Origin of the sequence: Pseudomonas sp. TSRC2-2 (genome assembly GCF_049897785.1) — a bacterium.
Classification (GTDB): domain Bacteria; phylum Pseudomonadota; class Gammaproteobacteria; order Pseudomonadales; family Pseudomonadaceae; genus Aquipseudomonas.
Window position 1 is genome coordinate 122,939 of the sequence record NZ_JAFCWZ010000008.1, and the last position, 15,699, is coordinate 138,637.

General features: G+C 61.0%; 16 protein-coding genes. 13 read left to right on the top strand and 3 right to left on the bottom strand.

All coding sequences use genetic code 11. The features are described from left to right. Nucleotides 1-36 precede the first annotated feature (36 nt). The 3 genes from ACP7D9_RS17595 to ACP7D9_RS17605 all read right to left on the bottom strand — a co-directional run bounded on the left by ACP7D9_RS17595 (nt 37) and on the right by ACP7D9_RS17605 (nt 2,898). Nucleotides 37-363 (bottom strand): hypothetical protein, encoded by a 327-nt coding sequence (locus ACP7D9_RS17595; protein ID WP_426158833.1) that lies wholly within the window; start codon nt 361-363, stop codon nt 37-39. A gap of 396 nt (nt 364-759) precedes the next feature. Further along, nucleotides 760-2,076: a bifunctional DedA family/phosphatase PAP2 family protein gene (locus ACP7D9_RS17600; protein ID WP_426158835.1), complete on the bottom strand. Its 1,317-nt coding sequence runs from the start codon at nt 2,074-2,076 to the stop codon at nt 760-762. 126 nt (nt 2,077-2,202) lie between these two features. Then, the gene (locus ACP7D9_RS17605; RefSeq protein WP_101160620.1) at nt 2,203-2,898 is read right to left on the bottom strand and encodes a DNA-3-methyladenine glycosylase; all 696 of its coding nucleotides are present in this window, start codon (nt 2,896-2,898) and stop codon (nt 2,203-2,205) included. A gap of 177 nt (nt 2,899-3,075) precedes the next feature. Between ACP7D9_RS17605 and ACP7D9_RS17610 the strand changes: the two genes are divergently transcribed. The 13 genes from ACP7D9_RS17610 (at nt 3,076) to ACP7D9_RS17670 (ending at nt 15,661) form a co-directional block, all read left to right on the top strand. Beyond that, the gene (locus ACP7D9_RS17610) at nt 3,076-4,347 is read left to right on the top strand and encodes a glutamate-5-semialdehyde dehydrogenase (protein ID WP_426158837.1); all 1,272 of its coding nucleotides are present in this window, start codon (nt 3,076-3,078) and stop codon (nt 4,345-4,347) included. Next, nucleotides 4,316-5,038, top strand: coding sequence for a nicotinate-nucleotide adenylyltransferase (gene nadD, locus ACP7D9_RS17615; RefSeq protein WP_101160615.1), 723 nt, complete (start codon nt 4,316-4,318; stop codon nt 5,036-5,038). The genes ACP7D9_RS17610 and nadD overlap by 32 nt, the downstream gene beginning before the upstream one ends. 72 nt (nt 5,039-5,110) lie before the next feature. Then, nucleotides 5,111-5,605 (top strand): ribosome silencing factor, encoded by a 495-nt coding sequence (gene rsfS / locus ACP7D9_RS17620; RefSeq protein WP_016773024.1) that lies wholly within the window; start codon nt 5,111-5,113, stop codon nt 5,603-5,605. Between the two features lie 9 nt (nt 5,606-5,614). After that, a complete protein-coding gene (gene rlmH, locus ACP7D9_RS17625; protein ID WP_011063671.1) occupies nt 5,615-6,082 on the top strand; it encodes a 23S rRNA (pseudouridine(1915)-N(3))-methyltransferase RlmH in 468 nt (155 codons plus the stop codon). Nucleotides 6,083-6,092: 10 nt separating this feature from the next. Then, nucleotides 6,093-7,988 carry a penicillin-binding protein 2 gene (mrdA, locus tag ACP7D9_RS17630; protein ID WP_426158840.1) on the top strand — a complete coding sequence of 632 codons (1,896 nt, stop codon included), beginning with the start codon at nt 6,093-6,095 and terminating at the stop codon, nt 7,986-7,988. A gap of 31 nt (nt 7,989-8,019) precedes the next feature. Then, nucleotides 8,020-9,123 carry a rod shape-determining protein RodA gene (gene rodA, locus ACP7D9_RS17635; protein WP_042610663.1) on the top strand — a complete coding sequence of 368 codons (1,104 nt, stop codon included), beginning with the start codon at nt 8,020-8,022 and terminating at the stop codon, nt 9,121-9,123. 17 nt (nt 9,124-9,140) lie between these two features. Then, complete coding sequence (gene mltB / locus ACP7D9_RS17640) at nt 9,141-10,151, top strand: lytic murein transglycosylase B (protein ID WP_137215661.1); 1,011 nt, start codon at nt 9,141-9,143, stop codon at nt 10,149-10,151. Then, on the top strand, nt 10,151-11,161 hold the full coding sequence (locus tag ACP7D9_RS17645; protein ID WP_101160609.1) for a septal ring lytic transglycosylase RlpA family protein: 1,011 nt from the start codon (nt 10,151-10,153) through the stop codon (nt 11,159-11,161). Before mltB ends, ACP7D9_RS17645 begins: the two co-directional genes overlap by 1 nt. Before the next feature lie 187 nt (nt 11,162-11,348). Then, a complete protein-coding gene (locus ACP7D9_RS17650; RefSeq protein ID WP_016773028.1) occupies nt 11,349-12,506 on the top strand; it encodes a D-alanyl-D-alanine carboxypeptidase family protein in 1,158 nt (385 codons plus the stop codon). 87 nt (nt 12,507-12,593) lie between these two features. After that, complete coding sequence (locus ACP7D9_RS17655; RefSeq protein WP_093098020.1) at nt 12,594-12,869, top strand: DUF493 domain-containing protein; 276 nt, start codon at nt 12,594-12,596, stop codon at nt 12,867-12,869. Next, nucleotides 12,869-13,516: a lipoyl(octanoyl) transferase LipB gene (gene lipB / locus ACP7D9_RS17660; RefSeq protein WP_426158843.1), complete on the top strand. Its 648-nt coding sequence runs from the start codon at nt 12,869-12,871 to the stop codon at nt 13,514-13,516. The genes ACP7D9_RS17655 and lipB overlap by 1 nt, the downstream gene beginning before the upstream one ends. A gap of 25 nt (nt 13,517-13,541) precedes the next feature. Further along, nucleotides 13,542-14,540, top strand: coding sequence for a lipoyl synthase (gene lipA, locus ACP7D9_RS17665; protein WP_162130488.1), 999 nt, complete (start codon nt 13,542-13,544; stop codon nt 14,538-14,540). Nucleotides 14,541-14,710: 170 nt separating this feature from the next. Further along, entirely contained in the window at nt 14,711-15,661 is a 951-nt protein-coding gene (locus tag ACP7D9_RS17670; protein ID WP_313003902.1) for a S66 peptidase family protein, read from the top strand. The last annotated feature ends 38 nt before the right edge of the window (nt 15,662-15,699 follow it).

A 15,699-nucleotide genomic window follows, 5' to 3' on the forward strand; every position in this document is an offset into this window, starting at 1 on the left:
TCCATGCCGGGGGCTTCAGTGCAGGCCGTTGCGTACTCACGGCCAGGTAACGTCGTAGACGAATTCGTTGCGGTTGCCGGAAAGGCTGACGATCGAATTGGCTGCCGCTTCGGCACTGTCGATCAAGCTGTCGTATTCCCAGACATTGGCATGGCCGGCGCGAGTGGCGGCTTCGATCCGTTCGGCGCGGTCGCCGGCCTGCCCGGCGATGTCATCGATGCGGGCGGCTTTGGTCGGTACTGAATTGAGCAGCCAGATGCGCTCGGCCGGCAATCCACTGCGGGTGACCGAAATCAGCCCTTCGAAGTCGTCGGAGGGGAACTGGGTCGGGGGCGTTTCGCGGGCTGCCCAGTTGAACAGCATGTTTTCTTCATGGGGGACCACTTTGAGGGGGGCGGGTGGTCGTAGGGTGGCGGCTGGTTTGCGTGGCAGCTTTGGGCTCATGAATGACTCGGGTGATGGATCAGCAACACAGCCACAAACTCCAAAGTATGGTTAATTGAAGTGTTTTGATGATCGAAGTTATTGAGTTAGGTGGGTCAATCTAATGCTTTTTCTTTAGTTGGGAGTTGTTTATGGCAGTGCGAAGGGTTGAATTGTGTAACCCGGTTTTTTCGGATGCTTACAGGTGGGAAAGTTACTGAGCTGACGCGCGAAAACTTACGAGCAATTGGAAAGCTCGAATAAGTTAATCGCGCTGCCCTTGTCGGAAGTTTCCGAAAAGAGCAGTGCGAGAAAATAACGCTTGTGCCGTTTCAATCAATAAGCGTAACGCAGCAGCGTATGGGGAAGATGACGCAGTACGAAGAAGCCGAACAGGGCAATCATCGATGGCAGGATCAGCCACCAGATCCTGAACGGCAGCGGGTTGAGGGAAGTCTGGCGCTGGCTCAGCCATAGCATCGCGGCGCAAACGCAACTGGCAAGCATGGCGCCGGCCAGGATGTCGGTTGGCCAGTGCGCCCCCAGATAGACCCGCGACAAGGCGATAGAGAGCGCCGGGATGCAAGCGATCAGCAGCCAGGTCAGGCGCATGCGTGGCGGCTGGCCGCGACCGGCGAGCACGCCCAGCGTCAGGAACAAGGCAAACGCGCCAGAAGCGTGGCCGCTGGGCATGCTGTAGGTGGTCAGTGGATCACTGAGTACTTCGGGGCGCACTCGGGCGAAGAAGTATTTGGTCCCGGTATTGGCCATGGCTGTGATCAGCATGGTGGCACCGGCGAACATCGCCTGGCGCCACTGCTTGCACAACAGCAGCAGTACGACGAGCAGGGCGCTGAACAGCAACATGTTGCGAAATTCGCCGATCAGGGTCAGCGTCACGGCGATTTCGTCCAGCGCTGGCTGGCGATGTTCCTGTACCAGGGTCATCACGCCGTTGTCGAGCGCCGTAAGATACGGGTAACCGATGAACAGACCGATCAGGATCAACAGGCTCATGCCGCCGATCCAGATCGTCGCGCGACGATGGCGACGCACGCTGCTGTTGACGCTCAGGCCGACCATCAGCGCGATGCTGGCGGCGACAATTCCGGCCTCCAGCCAGAAACCTTCAGGCAATGGCAGGCGGAACGCGGCGCCAGTGGCCCAACCCGGCAGCAGATAGGCCAGGCTCCAGCCGGCCGCAGCGAGCAGGCTGACGGCGAAGAAACGCGGAAAGGGCATGTCGCACATCCCGGCGACCATCGGCAGCATCGGCCGCAGCGGGCCGATGAAACGCCCGACCAGCAGACTTGCGATGCCATAACGCTGGAAATACGACTCGGCGCCTGCCATCCATTCCGGGTGATGGCGCAGGCCGGGCAGGCGTCGGATGTTCTGGTGAAAATGGCGGCCAAGGAAATATGAAATCAGATCGCCGAGAATGCCACCGAGAAAGCCCAGCAGAAGCGTCTCGCTTAACGATAAGGCGCCGCTGCCGGCCAGTACCGCCACGGCAAACAGCAACACCGTGCCCGGCACGATCAGCCCGGCAATCGCCAGGCATTCCACGCACGCAACGAGAAACACCGCTGCGGCCAGCCACTGTGGATTGGCACCCAGCCATGCGGTGATGCTATCGAGCCATGGGCCCATACAAAAAACTCCAGACTATTGATGATTCCGGCAGGAGCCTGCCGCAGGCTACGATCTTTTGATCTTGTTTCTTTAAAGCAGAATCAAAAGATCGCAGCCTGCGGCAGCTCCTACAGGGGTAAGCGTTTACAGAAGAATAAAATCCCGGCCTTCGACCTGACCCCGTCGCAGCGGGTTCCGCGTGCACCATTGCGCATATGCAGCGTCAACGAAGCGGTACATCAAGTGTTCATCGCGCCCCAGCGGAATGCCCAGCCGGGTGGTTTGAATGATCTGCGAGGGCGCCGGCCCCGTATCTTCGACCAGCAGCAATTCATGATCGAAACGCTTGGCATCCCACATCGGCACTTTCAAACCCAGCGCCTTGCACAGCAAGGTCTGTCCGGCGCACAACTTTTGCGTCGGACGCGGCCGGCCCTGGGCATCGGGATTATTCAGCAGCATCTGCGCCAGACTCGCCGGACCGCTGACTTCATCAACCCACGGATAGGCGGATTTGATCAGTACCGCATTGCCCGGACCCTGCGCACTGAAGTTCAAGGAGTCACCGCCACGGGCGTAGTACATATAGATGTGCCCACCATCCAGAAACAAAGCCTTACGTTTTTCTGTATAGCCCAGTGAGGAATGGCTGCCTTTTTCCGCAAAGTAATACGCTTCGGTCTCGATGATCCGCGCACTCAGCCACAGATCGCCGACGCGGTGCCGGATGACTTTGCCGAGCAGAGCCTGTGCCAGCACCTGCGCGTCGCGGTCGAAAAAACTGTCCGGCAGGCCCACGGGCAGGCGGGCGGACTCGGGGCAAAGGGGCACATTGGTCATGATGGGCAAGGTTTATCCAGGCTCAAGAGGTCGTGATGATAACAACGCTGAGCTTAATTACGTCTGAACGACGGCCAAACGCAGCTCATTTCGACCATCCGCCCGTCACCGCTGTTAGTCCCGGGACGCGACAGCTATAATCTGCCGCTTTCCTCTTTGCCAAGACCCCAGCAGACCATGACTGAGTCCGTTCTTGACTACATGACCCGATTGGGTCGCGCCGCCCGCGCTGCCTCCCGGGTCATCGGTCGCGCCAGCACCGCGCAGAAAAACCGCGCCTTGCAGGCTGCCGCCAATGCCCTGGACGCCGCTCGCGCCGAGCTGGCCGCAGCAAACGAGCTGGATCTGGCTGCCGGGCGCGCCAGCGGTCTGGAACCGGCGCTGCTGGAACGTCTGGAACTGACCCCGGCACGCATCGACGGCATGATCGTCGGTCTGCGCCAGGTCGCTGCGTTGCCGGATCCGGTCGGCGCGATCCGCGACATGAGCTTCCGTCCGTCGGGCATTCAAGTCGGCAAAATGCGTGTACCGCTGGGCGTCATCGGGATCATCTACGAATCCCGGCCGAACGTGACCATCGATGCCGCCAGCCTGTGCCTGAAATCCGGTAACGCTACCATCCTGCGCGGTGGCTCCGAGGCGATTAACTCCAATCGGGCGATTGCCGCGTGCATTCAGCGTGGTCTGGCCGAGGCCGACCTGCCCGCCGCGGTGGTGCAAGTGGTGGAAACCACTGATCGTGCCGCTGTCGGCGCGATGATCAGCATGCCGGAATACGTCGACGTCATCGTCCCCCGTGGTGGCCGTGGCCTGATCGAACGCATCAGCCGCGATGCCCGCGTGCCGGTGATCAAGCACCTGGACGGCATCTGCCACGTTTACGTCAGCGCACACGCCGATTTGGCAAAAGCCCAGCGCATCGCCTTCAACGCCAAGACTTACCGTTATGGCATCTGCGGCGCGATGGAAACCCTGCTGGTCGATCAGGCTGTTGCCAGGGATTTCCTGCCTTCGATGGCTGCGCAGTTCCGCGAAAAAGGCGTCGAACTGCGCGGTTGCGAGCGTACCCAGGCGATCATCGAGGCTGTAGCGGCCAGCGAAGACGACTGGTACACCGAGTACCTGGCGCCGATCCTCTCGATCCGCGTGGTCGACGGTCTGGAACAGGCGATCGAACACATCAACCATTACGGCTCGCATCACACCGACTCGATCGTCAGCGAAAACCTCGCTGACACCCGGCGGTTCGTGGCGGAAGTCGACTCGGCCTCGGTGATGATCAACACGCCGACCTGCTTTGCCGATGGATTTGAATACGGATTGGGTGCCGAGATCGGCATTTCTACTGATAAGCTGCACGCCCGCGGCCCGGTCGGGCTTGAAGGGTTGACCTGCGAGAAGTACATCGTGGTCGGCGATGGCCAGTTGCGCGGCCAGGCGACGGTCTGACTTGACCGACCTCGACCTGACAGCGCCGCACACCGGCAGCGAGTCACGCCCGCAACGCATTGGCGTGCTGGGCGGTACGTTCGATCCGGTGCACATCGGTCATTTGCGTGGCGCGCTGGAAGTTGTCGAAGCGCTGGCGCTGGACGAGTTGCGTCTGATGCCGAACGCGCGGCCGCCGCATCGTGGTACGCCGCAGGTAGCGGCGCAGGATCGGCTGGCGATGGTCGAGTGCGCGGTGGCCGGATTGCCGCCGCTGGTAGTGGACGCCCGCGAGTTGCAGCGGGACAAACCGTCCTGGACCATCGATACCCTGGAGTCGCTGCGTGCAGAAATGCCCGCCGAGACCCAGGTTTTTCTGCTTTTGGGCTGGGACGCATTTTGCGGCCTGCCCACTTGGCACCGCTGGGAGGAGTTGCTCCAGCATTGCCACATCCTGGTGCTACAGCGCCCGGACGCCGACAGCGAACCGCCGGATGCCTTGCGCAACCTGCTGGCAGCGCGTTCGGTGAGCGACCCGCTGGCCCTGAAAGGGCCGAGCGGACAGATTGCATTCGTCTGGCAGACACCGCTCGCGGTTTCCGCCACCCAGATCCGTCAACTGCTGGCCAGCGGTAAGTCGGTACGTTTCCTGGTGCCCGACGCGGTCCTGGCCTACATCGATGCGCACGGTCTGTACCGTGCGTCGAACTGAACAAGGCGTGCTTCACGGATACGAATCACCGTATCCCCAAGCCGCCGAATACATGAGCAAAACGAGTTTCATATGACTGATAAAGATCTACCGAAAGTAAAGCGCAAAGGCACGTTCAAGAGCGCACCACTGCCGGAAGCCGTCAACACCAACGAGCCGCTCAAGGGCGACGAACTGGTCAAGATTGCCGTCGCTGCGCTGGAAGACGTCAAGGCCCAGGACATCCAGATCATTGATGTGCGCGACAAGCAAAGCATCACTGACTACATGATCATCGCCACCGGTACCTCCAATCGCCAGATCAACGCGATGCTGGACAAGGTCCGCGAGGAAGTGAAAAAGCAGGGCGCCAAGCCGCTGGGCGAAGAAGGCAAGGGCGACAGCGACTGGGTGCTGCTCGACCTCGATCTGGTAATCGTGCACATGATGACCGCCTCGGCGCGTCAGTTCTACGACCTGGAGCGTCTGTGGGCCGGTGCCGAGCAAAGCCGTGCGGCCGACGCCAAGCATCACAGCCCGGAAAACACCCACGAGCATTTCACCAAGCTCAACAAAGACCAGTTCTAAGGGATTGCTGTGCGACTGCGCCTGATCGCCGTCGGTTCACGCATGCCCAAGTGGGTGGAAGAAGGCTGGCATGAATATGCCAAGCGTCTTCCGTCCGAACTGGCGCTGGAACTGGTGGAAATTCCGCTCAACACCCGTGGCAAGAATGCCGACGTGGCCCGTTTCATCCGCCAGGAAGGCGAAGCCATGCTGGCCAAGGTCGGGCACAACGAGCGGATCGTCACGCTGGAGGTTCACGGCAAGCCGTGGAGCACCGAGCAACTGGCGGTCGAACTCGATCGCTGGCGCCTGGATTCGCGCACGGTCAACTTCATGGTGGGCGGCCCGGAAGGGCTGGCACCGGAAGTCTGTGCCCGCGCTGACCAGCGCTGGTCGTTGTCGCCGCTGACCTTGCCGCACCCCCTGGTGCGGATCCTGATCGGCGAACAGTTGTACCGTGCCTGGACCGTGTTGTCCGGCCACCCTTACCACAAGTAAGCCTGCCCTCATGTCTCAGCCGATCCGCATCAAGGACCACGAAAAGGACGCCCGTCTGGTGCGCAGCCGTGTCGTGTTCGGTGCGATCGTGATCGTGACGCTGATCTGTGTGCTGATCGCGCGCCTGTATTACCTGCAGGTTATCCAGTACGAGTACCACTCGACCCTGTCGGAAAACAACCGCGTCCACGTGCAGCCGATTCCGCCGACGCGCGGGCTGATTTTCGACCGCAACGGCGTGGTCGTGGCCGACAACCGGCCGAGCTTCAGCCTGAGCATGACCCGCGAGCGCTCCGGCGACTGGCAACAGGTGCTCGACGTCATCGTCGAGGTGCTGGAGCTGACGCCCGAGGACCGTGTGATCTTCGAGAAGCGCATGCGTCAGGGGCGCCGGCCGTTCGAGCCGGTGCCGATCCTGTTCGAGCTGACCGAAGAGCAGATCGCCCGGATTGCGGTGAACCAGTTCCGCCTGCCCGGGGTGGAAGTGGTTGCGCAACTGGTCCGGCATTACCCGCAGGGCGCGCATTTTGCGCACTCGGTGGGCTACATGGGGCGGATCAACGAGAAAGAGCTGAAGTCGCTGGATCCGGTCAATTACAGCGGCACCCATCACATCGGCAAGACCGGTATCGAGCGTTTCTACGAGCCGGAATTGCACGGTCAGGTCGGTTACGAAGAAGTCGAGACCAACGCCCGGGGCCGCGTATTGCGCGTGCTCAAGCGCACTGATCCGATTCCCGGCAAGGACATCGTCCTGAGCCTCGACATCAAGTTGCAGGAAGCCGCCGAGGCCGCGCTGGGCGGGCGGCGTGGCGCGGTGGTGGCGCTCGATCCAAAAACCGGCGAAGTGCTGGCGATGGTCAGTCAGCCGAGTTTTGATCCCAACCTGTTCGTCACCGGGATCAGCTTCAAGGCTTACGCCGAGTTGCGTGATTCCATTGACCGGCCGCTGTTCAACCGCGTGTTGCGCGGTCTGTACCCGCCGGGCTCGACGATCAAGCCGGCGGTGGCGATTGCCGGTCTCGACGCCGGCGTGGTCACGGCATCCAGCCGGGTATTCGACCCGGGCTATTACATGCTGCCCAACTACGATCACAAGTACCGCAACTGGAACCGCACCGGTGACGGCTTCGTCGACCTCGACACAGCGATCATGCGATCCAATGACACCTACTTCTATGACCTGGCGCACAAGCTCGGCATTGATCGGCTGTCGACCTACATGAACAAGTTCGGCATCGGCCAGAAGGTTTCGCTGGACATGTTCGAAGAGTCCCCGGGCCTGATGCCGTCCCGCGAATGGAAACGCGCAACGCGCAAACAGGCGTGGTTCCCCGGCGAGACCCTGATTCTCGGGATCGGCCAGGGCTACATGCAGTCGACGCCGCTGCAGCTGGCCCAGGCCACTGCGCTGGTGGCCAACAAAGGCATCTGGAACCGGCCGCATCTGGCCAAGTCCCTCGACGGGGTGAAACCGGTGGATGACAACCCGATGCCGAACATCGTCCTGCGTGACCCGTCCGACTGGAACAAGGTCAACCACGGCATGCAGCAGGTGATGCACGGTGCTCGTGGTACCGCGCGCAAAGCGGCGATCGGCGCGCAATACCGCATCGCCGGCAAATCCGGTACCGCGCAGGTGGTGGCGATCAAGCAGGGCGAAAAATACGACCGTTCCAAGGTCCAGGAGCGCCATCGCGACCACGCCCTGTTCGTCGGCTTCGCCCCGGCTGATGATCCGAAAATCGTGGTTTCGGTGATGGTCGAGAACGGTGAGTCCGGTTCCGGCGTTGCCGCGCCCGTGGTGCGCCAGGTCATGGACGCCTGGTTGCTCGACCAGAACGGCCACCTGAAAGCCGAGTACGCCAGCCCTATCACTGCGGAGGCCACGGCCCGTGATGAATAATTTCGATCGCATGCTCTCCAGCGAGGATGTGATGCGTCGCCGTGCGACGTTGCTGCAAAGGCTGCATATCGATGGCCCGCTGTTGATCCTGTTGCTGATCCTCGCCGCCGGCAGCCTGTTCGTGCTGTATTCGGCCAGCGGCAAGAGCTGGGATCTGCTCGGCAAGCAGGCCACGTCGTTCGGCATCGGCCTGGTGGCGATGATTGTCATCGCCCAGCTCGAGCCGCGGTTCATGGCCCGTTGGGTCCCGCTCGGTTACGTCATCGGCGTGGTCTTGCTGATCGTCGTCGACATCATGGGCCACAACGCCATGGGCGCCACGCGCTGGATCAACATTCCCGGGGTAATCCGCTTCCAGCCCTCGGAGTTCATGAAGATCCTGATGCCGGCGACCATCGCCTGGTATCTGTCCAAACGCACCTTGCCACCGCAACTCAAACATGTCGGCATCAGCCTGATGCTGATTGGCGTGCCGTTCATTCTGATCGTGCGCCAGCCGGACCTGGGTACCTCGCTGCTGATTCTCGCCGGTGGCGCCTTCGTCCTGTTCATGGGTGGCCTGCGCTGGCGCTGGATTCTCAGCGTACTGGCGGCGGCGGTGCCGGTGTCGGTAGCGATGTGGTTTTTCGTCATGCACGACTACCAGAAGCAGCGCGTGCTGACCTTCCTCGATCCGGAAAGCGATCCGCTGGGTACCGGCTGGAACATCATTCAGTCGAAAGCCGCCATCGGTTCAGGTGGCGTATTCGGCAAAGGCTGGCTGCTTGGCACCCAGTCGCATCTGGACTTCCTCCCGGAAAGCCATACCGATTTCATCATTGCCGTGCTTGGCGAAGAGTTCGGTCTGGTGGGTATCTGCGCGCTGCTGCTGATCTACTTGTTGTTGATCGGTCGCGGGCTGGTAATCACCGCCCAGGCGCAAACGCTGTTTGGCAAATTGCTCGCTGGCGCGTTGACCATGACTTTTTTTGTTTACGTTTTCGTCAACATCGGTATGGTCAGTGGCCTGTTGCCGGTCGTAGGGGTGCCGTTGCCGTTCATTAGCTACGGAGGAACTTCGCTGGTGACGCTGCTGTCAGCGTTTGGGGTTTTGATGTCGATCCATACCCATCGCAAGTGGATCGCACAGGTTTGAATAAGGTGAAGAGTGCAATGCAAGTAATGCGTGGCTGGGCGACTCGATGCGCGCCGCTGGTTGGCCTGATGGGCCTGCTGGGGAGCGTGCAGGAAGCGCTGGCCGGCGACTATGAAGGCTCGCCGCAGGTGGCCGAATTCGTCGGTGAAATGACCCGCGACTATGGTTTCGCCGGTGAACAACTGATGGGTGTGTTCCGCGAGGCGCAACGCAAGCAGTCGATCCTCGACGCCATCTCCAAGCCCGCCGAACGGGTCAAACAGTGGAACGAATATCGTCCGATGTTCATTACCGACGCGCGCATCGCTCGCGGTGTGGATTTCTGGCGCCAGCACGAGGCGACGCTGGCGCGTGCCGAGCAGGAATATGGCGTGCCGGCTCAAGTCATCGTGTCGATCATCGGCGTCGAGACCTTTTTCGGACGTAATACCGGAAATTTCCGGGTGATCGATGCTCTATCGACCCTCGGCTTCGACTATCCTCCGCGTGCCGAATTTTTCCGCAAGGAACTGCGTGAGTTCCTTCTGCTGGCGCGTGAAGAGCAAGTCGACCCACTGACCCTCAAAGGCTCATACGCCGGGGCCATGGGCCTGCCGCAGTTCATGCCGAGCAGCTTTCGCGCCTACGCGGTGGACTTCGACGGTGACGGCCACATCAATATCTGGAACAACCCGGACGATGCGATCGGCAGTGTCGCCAGCTATTTCAAGCGTCATGGCTGGGTCGCCGGTGAACCGGTGGTCAGCCGCGCCGATGTGCGCGGCGAGCAGGTCGATGAAGGCCTGACCACCGGCATTGAACCAGTGAAGACGGTCGCAGAGTTGCGGGCGCTGGGCTGGTCAAGTCATGATGCGCTGCGCGATGATATGCCGGTTACCGCATTTCGCCTCGAAGGCGACAACGGCCCTGAATACTGGATGGGCCTGCAGAATTTCTACGCGATCACGCGTTATAACCGCAGCGTGATGTACGCCATGGCCGTACATCAACTGTCTGAACAGCTGGTACAAGCACGGGGCGTCAAGTAATGCAGGCATTGCCTAACAATAAACCCCTGAAGCTGGTGGCTTTCGCTGCGTTGGCAGTCCTGGTCGCCAGTTGCACGACCAGCCGCACGCCGACGCAGAAAACCCCGTCCACCGCTGTCCGCGCCAAACCGGGCCTGGACATCAACCGTGCGCACAAAGACGGCGCGCCATGGTGGGATGTCGATGTCTCGCGCATCCCCGATGCGACGCCGACCCTGCACACCGGCCCGTACAAGGCCAACCCGTATACCGTGCTGGGCAAGACTTATTTCCCGCTGCAGGAATCCAAGACCTATGTGGCTTCGGGCACGGCGTCCTGGTATGGCACCAAGTTCCATGGTCAGAACACCGCCAACGGCGAAGTGTATGACCTGTACGGCATGAGCGCCGCGCACAAGACTTTGCCACTGCCAAGTTACGTTCGGGTGACGAACCTGGACAACAACAAGACGGTGATCCTGCGCGTCAACGACCGTGGCCCGTTCTACTCCGATCGCATCATCGACTTGTCCTACGCGGCGGCGAAGAAGCTCGGCTATGCCGAGACCGGCACCGCGCGGGTCAAGGTCGAAGGCATCGATCCGCAGCAGTGGTGGGCGGCCAAGGGGCGTCCGGCGCCGCTGATGCTCAACGAGCCGCAAGTGGCGCAGACCAGCGCGCCAGTGATTACGGCTTCGGCCGGCACCGTCGAGCAGTGGACGCCGCCGCCGCAGCAACATGCCGCGGCCGTGGTGCCCGTGCAGATCGATGCAAAAAAAAACGCTTCTGCACCAGCGTCTGGCCAGTATCTGCAGGTGGGCGCGTTCGCCAACCCGGACGCTGCCGAGTTGCTGAGGTCGAAGCTCAGCGGGATGGTGAGCGCGCCGGTGTTCATCAGCTCGATCGTGCGCAATCAGCAGACCCTGCACCGGGTACGCCTGGGGCCGATCGGCTCGCCGGGTGAGATCGCCCAGGTGCAGAACAGTGTGCGTCTGGCCAACCTGGGTTCGCCCAGCGTGGTCACCGAGTAATACGTAGACCTTGATTGACGGTTCACTTGCGGTATTCGGGGGGTGAACCAGGTTGTTGGCTCGTCGAAGAACAAAAGCCCGGCAAGGGTGACTGGAGTGAGCAACTGAACACGCGATGGCCCGTTAGAAGGCTGTCTGAATAAGTTTTGCCTTCGGGCAAGTTTCCATTAGCGATTTCGAGAGACGGATGAACATCACCACCTTTGCCAAACGCCTGTGTCTGCTAGTCCCGCTGCTCCTCTCGCCAGCCGCCTTCGCGGCCGAGATGATGCCGTCGCCACCACAACTGGCCGCCAAGGCCTACGTTCTGATGGACGCGAGCAGCGGCAACGTACTGGTCGAAAACAACGGCGACCAGCGTCTGCCACCGGCCAGCCTGACCAAGCTGATGACCGCGTATATCGCGACCCTGGAAATCCGTCGCGGCCAGATCGGTGAAAATGACCCGGTGACCGTCAGCGAAAACGCCTGGCGCACCGGCGGGTCGCGGATGTTCATCAAGGTTGGCTCGCAGGTGACTGTCAGCGACCTGCTGCACGGCATCATCATCCAGTCCGGTAACGACGCCAGCGTCGCCCTGGCCGAACACATCGCCGGCAGCGAAGACGCCTTCGCCGACCTGATGAACAAGACCGTCACCGAACTGGGCATGACCAATACCCATTTCATGAACCCGACCGGTCTGCCGAACCCTGAGCATTATTCGTCCGCTCACGACATGGCGATCCTTGCTCGCGCAATCATCCACGAAGACCCGGCTCACTACGCGATCTACTCGCAGAAAGAGTTCTTCTGGAACGGCATCAAGCAGCCTAACCGCAACCTGCTGCTGTGGCGCGACAAGACCGTCGACGGTCTGAAAACCGGCCACACCGACGAAGCCGGCTACTGCATGGTGTCCTCGGCAGTACGTGACGGCCAGCGCCTGATCGCCGTGGTGTTCGGCACCAACAGCGAAGTGGCCCGTGCCGCTGAAACCCAGAAGCTGCTGACTTACGGTTTCCGCTTCTTCGAAACCCAGACCTTCTATCAGAAGGGCACTGAACTGGCGCAGGCGCCGGTATGGAAAGGCACCACCAGCCAGGTCAAGGCCGGTCTGGCGCAAGACCTGACCATGACCCTGCCAAAAGGCCAGCTGAAGAAGCTCGCTGCCAGCATGACCATGAACCCGCAACTGGTCGCACCCATCGCCAAGGGCGACGTGATCGGTAAAGTCGAAGTCAAACTGGAAGACAAAGTGGTGCACAGCGCCGACCTGATCGCTCTGGATGGCGTCGAGGAGGGTGGTATCTTCCGCCGCATGTGGGATAGCATCCGACTATTCTTCTACGGCTTGTTCAACTGATTCAGTGTTGACCTGCATGGCCCCGCCCCGATCCGGTGCGGGGCCATGTGCGTTACCACGGCTTGTGCTATTAGAGGCCGTTACGCCATGACCGATACCGAAGTAAAGGCGCCAAAGATCGAATTCCCTGTTACGGATTATCCCGTCAAGGTGATCAGCGATACGGGCGTCGGCCGCAAAGACCAGATCATCGAGATCGTCAAGAAACACGCGACCATCAATGATGAGCGCATCGACGAACGTCAAAGCAGCACCGGCAAGTACACCACCATCCAGCTGCACATTGTCGCCACCGATCAGGATCAGCTGTACAACATCAACAGCGAACTGCGGGCGACCGGCTTCGTGCACATGGTGCTGTGATGCACGGCACGCTGGGCTTTCGCGAGCTGGGCCAGATGGCTTACGAGCCGGTCTGGCATGCCATGCAGCGCTTTACCAACGAACGCGGCAACGCTGCCGCCGACGAAATCTGGCTCGTCGAACACCCGCCGGTGTTCACGCAGGGCCAGGCCGGCAAGGCCGAACACTTGTTGCTGCCGGGAGATATTCCAGTCGTGCAGGTCGATCGCGGCGGCCAAGTGACTTATCATGGCCCCGGGCAACTGGTGGCCTATCTGTTGCTGGATGTGCGCGAGCTGGGTTTCGGCGTGCGCGACCTGGTCAGCCGCATGGAAGCCTGCCTGATCGAACTGCTGGCCAGCTACGGCGTCACCGCCGCGGCCAAGCCGGATGCTCCCGGCGTCTATGTCGACGGAGCGAAAATCGCTTCTCTGGGTTTGCGCATTCGCCACGGTTGTTCCTTTCATGGCCTGGCCCTGAACGTGGATATGAACCTGGAACCGTTTCGACGGATTAATCCCTGCGGCTACGCCGGGCTGGCCATGACCCAGCTGAGCGATCACGCAGGATCGATTGAATTTGCCGAGGTAAGTGCCCGGCTGCGCGCGCAGCTCGTCAAACACCTCGACTATGCTGAGCAGACGACCCTCACGGGCGGAATCGACTGATATGACTACTGATGCAGTGCAAACCATGATCCCGACGCTCGACGTGACCGAGCGCCCGGCCCCGCGTCCCAAGGTTGAAGCCGGCGTCAAGCTGCGCGGCGCCGAGAAGGTTGCACGCATCCCGGTCAAGATCATCCCGACCACCGAACTGCCGAAGAAACCCGACTGGATCCGCGTGCGCATCCCGGTGTCGCCGGAAGTCGACCGCATCAAGAGCCTGTTGCGCAAGCACAAGTTGCACAGTGTCTGCGAAGAAGCGTCCTGCCCGAACCTAGGCGAATGCTTCTCCGGCGGCACCGCGACCTTCATGATCATGGGCGACATCTGCACCCGTCGCTGCCCGTTCTGCGACGTTGGCCACGGTCGTCCGAAGCCACTGGACGTCAACGAGCCGGAAAGCCTGGCCATCGCCATCGCTGACCTCAAGCTCAAATACGTGGTGATCACTTCGGTTGACCGCGACGACCTGCGTGACGGCGGTGCTCAGCACTTTGCCGACTGCATCCGCGAAATCCGCAAACTGTCGCCGAACGTGCAGCTTGAGACCCTTGTCCCGGACTACCGTGGGCGCATGGATATTGCGTTGGAAATTACCGCCGCCGAGCCGCCGGATGTGTTCAACCACAACCTGGAAACCGTGCCGCGTCTGTACAAGGCCGCGCGGCCGGGTTCGGATTACCAGTGGTCGCTGACCCTGCTGCAACGCTTCAAGCAGATGATGCCGCACATTCCAACCAAGTCCGGCCTGATGCTGGGGCTGGGCGAGACCGACGACGAAGTCATCGAAGTCATGAAGCGCATGCGCGAACACGACATCGACATGCTGACTCTCGGTCAGTACCTGCAGCCGTCGCGCAGCCACTTGCCGGTGCAGCGTTTCGTGCACCCGGACACCTTCGCCTGGTTCGCCGAGGAAGGTTACAAGATGGGCTTCAAGAACGTCGCTTCGGGTCCGCTGGTACGCTCCTCGTACCACGCCGACGAACAGGCGAAGCTGGTCAAGGCCGAGCTGCTGGGTTCCTGATTCAGCGCCACAGAATATGCCCGCCGAGGTTTGATAGCCCGGCGGGCATTTTTTTGCCCGGCCTACATTCGCTGCTGATTTTTCCTTCGAAGCACGGCGTGAGTGATCCTCTTCTGTTTGTTCACGTTCCTGACTAATGTGTGAGCATCAATTCACAGGGAGATCCAAGGATGACCGTTCGACCGACCCATACACTTTGCCCTCACAAAGCCGTGCCCGCACTGCCCTCGGAAGGGCTGATCGGTGTCATTGCACCTGCCGGCCCTGGTGCTCTGGACACTGATAAGGCGGTGCAATGGATGCGCGCCCGCGGCTATGGGCTGAAAGTCTTTCCCGGCGTCTATGAAAGGGATGGCTATCTGGCCGGCAGTGACGAGGTACGCCTGCGCGATCTGCACGCGGCGTTCGTTGATCCCGAAGTCGACGCGATCATTTGTCTGCGCGGCGGCTACGGCACACCGCGTCTGCTGGACCGCATCGATTACGATCTGCTGAGCCGTCATGCCAAGCCGTTTGTCGGCTACAGCGATATCACCGCGTTGCACCTGGCGATCAGTCGTTACGCCGGTTTTGTGACCTTTCACGGACCGCTGCTCAATGCCGACTTGCTGGGCGACAAGGAGCCGCCGACGGTGACTTCATTTTTCGCCATGCTGCGCGGGCAAATGAGGACGGGGAGTGTGCTGAGCCATCCGGTGGCGTATCCGTTATCAACCGTCGAACCGGGCATCGCGCATGGGCGCTTGCTCGGCGGCAATCTGGCGATGATCGCCGCGACCCTGGGCACGCCTTACGAAATCGACGTCGAAGGGGTGATTCTGTTCATTGAAGACATCAACGAGCCGTTGTATCGCATCGACCGGCTCCTGACCCAGATGCGTCTGGCCGGCAAGCTGGCCCGACTGCGCGGTGTGCTGGTTGGTGATATCGCCGGGGTGGATGTCACCGCGCTGAATCGCTTGCTCAAGCAAACCTTTGGGCCGTTGCGGATTCCGGTGTTGTCGGGTTGGCGCAGTGGCCATTGCGACCCGAACCTGACGCTGCCGTTGGGCGCGCTGGTGCGGCTGGATGCGGGGAAGCAGGAGTTGCTGCTGGAGCAGGATGTAGTCATCAAAGATTGAAGATTTGTCGATGGACAAATTGTCTTCGGGAGCAAGCC

Coding starts and splice junctions, on each gene's coding strand:
- ACP7D9_RS17595 (WP_426158833.1), bottom strand. CDS start 363: ATGCTGTTCAACTGGGCAGCCCGCGAAACGCCCCCGACCCAGTTCCCC.
- ACP7D9_RS17600 (WP_426158835.1), bottom strand. CDS start 2,076: ATGGGCCCATGGCTCGATAGCATCACCGCATGGCTGGGTGCCAATCCA.
- ACP7D9_RS17605 (WP_101160620.1), bottom strand. CDS start 2,898: ATGACCAATGTGCCCCTTTGCCCCGAGTCCGCCCGCCTGCCCGTGGGC.
- ACP7D9_RS17610 (WP_426158837.1), top strand. CDS start 3,076: ATGACTGAGTCCGTTCTTGACTACATGACCCGATTGGGTCGCGCCGCC.
- nadD (WP_101160615.1), top strand. CDS start 4,316: ATGGCCAGTTGCGCGGCCAGGCGACGGTCTGACTTGACCGACCTCGAC.
- rsfS (WP_016773024.1), top strand. CDS start 5,111: ATGACTGATAAAGATCTACCGAAAGTAAAGCGCAAAGGCACGTTCAAG.
- mrdA (WP_426158840.1), top strand. CDS start 6,093: ATGTCTCAGCCGATCCGCATCAAGGACCACGAAAAGGACGCCCGTCTG.
- rodA (WP_042610663.1), top strand. CDS start 8,020: ATGCGTCGCCGTGCGACGTTGCTGCAAAGGCTGCATATCGATGGCCCG.
- mltB (WP_137215661.1), top strand. CDS start 9,141: ATGCAAGTAATGCGTGGCTGGGCGACTCGATGCGCGCCGCTGGTTGGC.
- ACP7D9_RS17645 (WP_101160609.1), top strand. CDS start 10,151: ATGCAGGCATTGCCTAACAATAAACCCCTGAAGCTGGTGGCTTTCGCT.
- ACP7D9_RS17650 (WP_016773028.1), top strand. CDS start 11,349: ATGAACATCACCACCTTTGCCAAACGCCTGTGTCTGCTAGTCCCGCTG.
- ACP7D9_RS17655 (WP_093098020.1), top strand. CDS start 12,594: ATGACCGATACCGAAGTAAAGGCGCCAAAGATCGAATTCCCTGTTACG.
- lipB (WP_426158843.1), top strand. CDS start 12,869: ATGCACGGCACGCTGGGCTTTCGCGAGCTGGGCCAGATGGCTTACGAG.
- lipA (WP_162130488.1), top strand. CDS start 13,542: ATGATCCCGACGCTCGACGTGACCGAGCGCCCGGCCCCGCGTCCCAAG.
- ACP7D9_RS17670 (WP_313003902.1), top strand. CDS start 14,711: ATGACCGTTCGACCGACCCATACACTTTGCCCTCACAAAGCCGTGCCC.